6 protein-coding genes are annotated in these 6,413 nt (G+C 63.9%); 4 read left to right on the top strand and 2 right to left on the bottom strand.

Annotation, left to right across the window (positions count from 1 at the left end):
- Complete coding sequence (locus tag JNK68_13755) at nucleotides 1–567, bottom strand: NAD(P)H-dependent oxidoreductase (protein MBL8541409.1); 567 nt, start codon at nucleotides 565–567, stop codon at nucleotides 1–3.
- A 610-nt stretch (nucleotides 568–1,177) separates the two neighbouring features.
- Here JNK68_13755 and JNK68_13750 point away from each other — a divergent pair.
- Entirely contained in the window at nucleotides 1,178–1,972 is a 795-nt protein-coding gene (locus JNK68_13750; protein ID MBL8541408.1) for an SDR family oxidoreductase, read from the top strand.
- 20 nt (nucleotides 1,973–1,992) lie between these two features.
- Here JNK68_13750 and JNK68_13745 read toward each other — a convergent pair whose 3' ends face one another.
- Nucleotides 1,993–2,523, bottom strand: a complete 531-nt coding sequence (locus tag JNK68_13745; protein ID MBL8541407.1) for a DUF421 domain-containing protein — start codon at nucleotides 2,521–2,523, stop codon at nucleotides 1,993–1,995.
- 248 nt (nucleotides 2,524–2,771) lie between these two features.
- Between JNK68_13745 and JNK68_13740 the strand changes: the two genes are divergently transcribed.
- From JNK68_13740 to JNK68_13730, 3 genes are all read left to right on the top strand, one after another.
- Nucleotides 2,772–4,904 (top strand): catalase, encoded by a 2,133-nt coding sequence (locus JNK68_13740; GenBank protein ID MBL8541406.1) that lies wholly within the window; start codon nucleotides 2,772–2,774, stop codon nucleotides 4,902–4,904.
- Between the two features lie 299 nt (nucleotides 4,905–5,203).
- The gene (locus JNK68_13735; GenBank protein MBL8541405.1) at nucleotides 5,204–5,989 is read left to right on the top strand and encodes a DUF2092 domain-containing protein; all 786 of its coding nucleotides are present in this window, start codon (nucleotides 5,204–5,206) and stop codon (nucleotides 5,987–5,989) included.
- Between the two features lie 10 nt (nucleotides 5,990–5,999).
- A partial coding sequence (locus JNK68_13730) for a hypothetical protein (GenBank protein MBL8541404.1) occupies nucleotides 6,000–6,413 on the top strand: 414 nt, incomplete at its 3' end.

Here is a 6,413-nt window from a genome sequence, read left to right as displayed (position 1 = left end):
CTATGGTGCCGCGCGGCGCGCGCCTATATATGCGGCGAAGTCAGCGAGGAACTTGCGAAGATTGTCGCGGACGGCGGCGTCGGTGATCTCGCCCTGAGTGTCGAACACAGCGTTGGCGCGCGAAACCAGGAGGCGCCCGCCCGACCAGAGATCCGCACCGAGCGTCCTGAACACCGGGAGCCACGCGTTCTGCGAGAGGACGGTGCCGAAGCCGCCGGGTGACGCGCCCGCGATCGCCACCGGTTTGCCACGGAAGACGCGCGCGCTGTCCGCGGGTGGACGCGAGAGCCAGTCGATCGTATTCTTCGTGACACCGGGCAAGCTGTTGTTGTATTCAGGTGTCACCAGGAGCAAGCCATCGGCTGCGGCAATTGCATCCTTGAGCCGCGTCACCGGCTCGGGAATGCCGTGCTCCGCTTCCTCGTCGCCGTTATACAGCGGGATCGTCGCGATCGACTCGATGCGAAGCTGTGCTCCCGCGGGCATCGCAGTCGACGCGGCGCGCAGCAGCGCCGCATTGAGCGATCCGCGGCGCGTGCTGCCCGAGACCCCGATGATGTCGATCACGTGGATGCTCCTCCGTTGCCCGGGATCATCCTAAGCACAAAGGCCATCGCGGTAAATGCGTCAGCACCGACCCAGGGTGATGTCGGTACACCAGTCTGCGGTTCGAGCCGTCTCGTCACATTTACCGGAGAAGTCGCAAGCTTTACCGCCCCCACGAGTCTGGAGCCGTCGCTCGCTGCCAGCACGGAGACTATGCCATTGAGATCGCACGCCCGGGCGCGCCTTGTTTCCGCAAGGCTTGATTGCCGAGGACGTTCTCGGCAGGTCGCCGTGCGCATTGAAGCAGCTTCCGGGGGGCGGCCCCGGGCGCCGCGCACGGTAGATGCGTTCCGTCCAGCATGGGAAGGGCGGCGACAGGCAGTGCTGCTTCGCCGAGCGGAATCCCCACGAGAATCCCGCAGGTTTTTGACGGCTTGGCGCTGCACTGGCTGGATCGCGTGCCCTTCCACCCGCTTTCTTTAGCGACGTTGCGAAGCCTTGCCTTCTCGGTCGGAGACTCGGTGCGGGAACGTCGCTCGTGAGGGAGGACTGCGCATTGAACAATCAGCAAGCGAAGAGCCCCGTACTGCCGGCGCAGGAACAGAGCGTTCAGCCGGGTCGCGAGTCGGCGATGACGCCGCCCCCCGCGTCCTTCATGGAGGGCTATGTCGGCAGCGGCAGGCTGCGTGGGAAGGTTGCGCTCGTGACCGGTGGAGACAGCGGCATCGGGCGAGCGGTCGCCATCGCCTTCGCCAAGGAGGGGGCAGATGTCGCCATCGCGTTTCTCGAGGAGTGCGATGACGCCCGTCGGACCTGCGCGGCCATTGAGGCCGCGGGAGGTCGCGCGCTGTCATTGCCGGGCGATCTGGGAGATCCGGCGCACTGCGAGGCAGCGATCGAAGCCGTGGTGTCGAATCTGGGCCGGCTGGACGTTCTCGTCAACAACGCTGCCGAACAGCATCCACGGGAGCAGATCGATCGCATCTCCGCACAGCAACTCGAACGCACCTTTCGCACGAATCTCTTCTCGATGTTCTATTGCGTTCAAGCGGCAATGCCCCACCTCGGAGCCGGTGCCAGGGTCATCAACTCGACTTCCGTGACGGCATACCGCGGCAGCCCTCACCTGCTCGATTACGCGGCGACGAAGGGCGCGATCGTCGCGTTCACGCGCTCGCTGGCACTGCAACTCGCCTCGCGCGACATCCGGGTGAATGCACTGGCGCCCGGACCGATCTGGACGCCGCTCATCCCGTCGACGTTCGACGCAGAGCACGTTTCCACCTTCGGCTCCAATGTACCGCTGGGGCGTCCCGGCCAGCCCGACGAGGTGGCTCCGAGCTATGTCTTTCTTGCCACCGAGGGCGCGTCGTACATGACGGGTCAAGTGCTTCATCCCAATGGTGGGGAGATCATCAACGGCTGACCTGGGCACTTCCCGCTGCCTCAGTCGCCGGGGATCTTTTTTTTGCCCGACCCCGTCTCCGTCGATTTGGAATAGGTGAGCACGCTCATGGCGCCGTCGCTCTCCATGTAGGCGGCGCGCACTTCCGAGAGCGACGCGACACCGTGCTCGCGAAGCTGGGCGCGGAGTTCGTCTTCCGTGATCCACTCCTTGCGAAGGTTGCGGCGGTTGATCTTGCCGCTGCGCACGAGCAGAAGCTCCGGAGGTTGAAGAAATCGCCGCGTGATCGGAAGGCGGTAGGCAACCCAGTCGATGAACACGTTCCATGCGGCGATCGTCAGCACGAGCACGACTCCGTCGGTGATCGAGCGATATTCACCTGCCATCGCGTTCTGCGAGGCGTCTGCGACGATGACCACGAGCAGAACGTCCGCAATGCCCATGGACCCGATGTCACGCCGCAGTACTCCGCGAAAGATGGCGAAGAGAAACCAGTACACCGCCGTGCCGCGAATGATCAGTTCGAGCGGGGAGACGGTAAACGCGAAGAGCTCGTGCCAGTCGACGGTCATCATGATCTCCGGAAGTCGGTGCAAGAGTGTGCACGGACAGCGAGCAGAAGCTGTGCCCTTACTCGGGCACCCCGTCTTTCGAGCGCCGGATCGCTGCCCGTCCGCGGGGCTGCGACGGAAATGTGGTCGTCCGCAGGGTAAACCTTACCGCTGCTCTGCAGCCAGAGGTCGCTGATAACACGAAGGAAAGACGGTGGCATGCAAGCTGCGCGCACGCTATCTCGTATACCCATAGAGAGGAAGTCAAAATGAGCACACGCGGAAAGAAGCAACACCTCCCTTCGGCCAAGAGACCCGACGGCGACCCGCGCCGCGATGGATTCATCGAGAGCGGCGAAGTCCTCACGACGAATCAGGGCGTAGCGATCTCGGACAACCAGAACAGTCTGAAGGCAGCGCCACGCGGACCGACCCTTCTCGAAGACTTCATTCTCAGAGAGAAGATCACCCACTTTGACCACGAACGCATCCCCGAGCGGGTGGTGCATGCGCGCGGGTCGGCAGCGCACGGAGTGTTCCGACCCTATGCATCGATGGCCGAGTACACGAAGGCGGGGTTTCTGCAGGACCCCGCGATCGAGACGGAGGTGTTCGTGCGCTTCTCGACGGTGGCGGGCGGGGCAGGCTCCGCCGACACGGCGCGGGACGTTCGCGGCTTCGCGGTGAAGTTCTACACGGCGGAGGGCAACTTCGACCTCGTCGGCAACAATATTCCCGTGTTCTTCATTCAGGATGCGATCAAGTTTCCGGACCTCATTCACTCCGTGAAGCCGGAGCCGCACCACGGCATGCCGCAGGCGGCATCCGCTCACGACACCTTCTGGGACTTTGCCTCGTTGCTGCCCGAGTCGACTCACATGCTGATGTGGGCAATGTCCGACCGGGCCATCCCGCGCAGCTATCGCATGATGGAAGGGTTCGGTGTGCACTCGTTCAAGTTCGTCAACGCCGAGGGGAAGGTGCACTTCGTCAAGTTTCACTGGAAGCCGAAGCTGGGCACGCATTCGTTGCTGTGGGACGAAGCACAGCAGATCTCGGGCAAGGATCCCGACTTCCACCGCCGAGACCTGTGGGAGGCGATCGAGGCGGGTGCGTATCCGGAGTTCGAGTTCGGCGTTCAGTTGATTCCGGCGGCGGACGTGCAAGGTTTTCCGATCGACCTCCTGGACCCGACCAAGCTGGTGCCGGAGGAACTGGTGCCGGTCACGCCCATCGGACGCATGGTACTCAACCGCAACCCGACGAACTTCTTTGCCGAAACCGAACAGGTCGCCTTTCACCCGGGGCACCTGGTGCCGGGCATCGACTTCACGAATGATCCCCTCCTGCAGGGGCGACTGCACTCCTATCTGGACACGCAGCTCATCCGACTCGGTGGGCCGAATTTTCACGAGATACCGGTGAACCAGCCGAGGGGCTGTCCTTTCCGCAATCTGCAGCGCGACGGTTACATGCGCCAGCGCGTGGACCAGGGGCGCGTCGCGTACGAGCCAAGTTCCCTGGACGAGGGTGCACCTGCGCAGTCTCCCGCGGGGAGGGGCGGCTTCGCGACTTTTCTCGAGGGGGTGGAGGGCGAGAAGGTTCGAGCGCGGCCCGAGAGCTTCTTCGATCACTACTCGCAGGCAGCGCTCTTCTGGCGCAGCCAATCCCCGATCGAGAAAGATCACATCGTCGATGCGTTTGGCTTCGAACTGGGCAAGGTGCAGACGCGTCACGTGCAGCAGCGCATGGTCGAGAATCTGCAGAACGTCGATGGGACGCTTGCGCGGCGCGTGTCGGAGCAATTGGGTCTCAACCTGGGCGAACCACCTGCCGTGCAAGCGAAGTCCCCGGTCGAGACGTCTCCCGCGCTGAGTCTGCTGCATGATCCCGTAACGAGTGCGGCGTCGCGCAAGGTCGCGATCCTGGTGGCGGACGGGGTCGATGGTGACGAGTTGGCACTGCTGAAAACCGCGCTGGAGAAAGCCGGTGCCGTCGCGAAAGTCGTCGGAGTGCGAGGCGGGCAGATCGCCACGGGCAACGGCGATCCGATTGCGGTCGATCATCCATTGCCGACCGTGGCATCGACACTCTTCGACGCAGTGGCGGTCCCGGGCGGAGCCGGGCACGTGAACGCCTTGCGCGCGAACCCGCGAAGCGCGTTCTTCGTCGCGGAGAGCTTCCGTCACCTCAAGGGGATTTACGCTGCCACAGGTGCGACGGCGCTTCTGGAGGATGCCGGCGTCGTTCACGGTGAAGGCACGACGCAGGACATTCCGGGAGTAGTCGTGCCGGCAAGCGGAGGGACGACACCGAAGGATATCCAAGCGTTCATCGAAGTCATCGCGAAGCATCGTGCCTGGGACCGCTTGAGGAAACAGACAACCGCTGCTTCCGCATAGGAGAACGGCTGCTGCCGAAGAGCCCTCCCGGGTAACGGTCTGACGCCCCCGTCCCTGCGGCGGGGCGTTTCCGTTCGGTGTCCCGGCAGCGTGTCGGGGACGACGGATGACGCCGGACTGAGGGTCGTTGTCACTGCATTGGGTGCAGCCTGTCTGGCTTTCTGCCTTCTCGCCGCTCGGCATGCGCGGCCGTCAAGTGAACCGGCGTGCCTGCGCTTGCTAGCCACAGTATCTTGGCGGTGCTAGCCTGTATGCGAAGCGCAGCAGCGCGCAGAATCCCCCGAACCTGGAGACAAGTCATGTCAAGAAGAACAATGGCCCTCGGCCTGCTGGCGATATCGGTCGCGGTGACGGGCGCCCATGCGCAGAATGCACCGGCAGGCTCCGGGCAGGCCGCCAGCGCGCAGTCTGCCGCAAACGCAGTCGACCCGGCGTCGATTCAGGCGCTCAAGGACATGGGGGCCTATCTGCAGTCACTCAAGCGGTTCCGGGTGAGTACGGAAGTCACCGGCGAGCGTGTCCTGGCTGACGGCCAGAAGCTCCAGCACACCGCCACGGCGAACATGGATGTCCAGCGGCCGAACAGGATTCGCGTGGTCATGCGCAGCGCCCGTTCCCACCGCGAGCTCTTCTACGACGGCAAGACCGTCACGCTCTACACGCCGGCGCAAAAGTACTACTCGACCGTGGATTTCACGGGCAACCTCGGGGAACTGGTGGATCGTCTGGAAGAACGTTACAACGTGCAACTGCCGCTGCAGGATCTTTTCCTTTGGGGAACGCCGGCGGCTCCCGTCGACAAGATCGAGTCGGCGATGAATGCCGGGCAGGACATCGTCGACGGCAATGTCTGCGACCATTACGCGTTCCGCCAGGGCATGATCGACTGGCAGCTCTGGATCAGGACGGGCGACCAGCCGTTGCCCTGCAAGCTCGTGATCACCAACCGCGCCGACGAAGCGCGCCCGCAGTCGGTTTCACTCATCGACTGGAATCTCAAGCCCGCGTTCAAGGATTCCATTTTTACTTTCACGCCACCGAAGGGCGCGAGGAAGATCGAGATCGTTCCGGCGAAGACGAATTAGGAGCGCCACCATGAAACCAGCTCTGGCCAACGCATTGCCCACCGCGCTCCTTGCCCTCGTTTTCATGAGCTTCGGCATGATTTCCAGCGCCGATGCTGCCGGTCCTGGAAACCGTGCGGGCGGCGGCGGGCGCGCCGCCACCGCTCATGCAGGCGGCGCCGCCAACCGCACCCAGATCAACAACAGCCGGGCGGACGTGCGCACCAACAACGTCCGTGCAGCGAGCGTGAACAACGTCAACGTCAATCGCAACGTCAATGTGAACGTCGACCATCGCGGCTGCTGCGGCGGCTGGGACAACGACTATCATCCGGTCGCGACCGCGGCCGCGGTGACCGCGACGGTGGCCGTGACGTCCGCGGTGGTCGGCTCCATCGTGCGCAGCGTCCCGCCCAGCTGCGTTCCGGTGAATTACGGCGGGATG

Source organism: Betaproteobacteria bacterium, from assembly GCA_016791345.1.
GTDB lineage: Bacteria > Pseudomonadota > Gammaproteobacteria > Burkholderiales > JAEUMW01 > JAEUMW01.
Note: the sequence above shows the minus strand (reverse complement) of the source record. Positions and strands in the feature narration are given on the sequence as shown.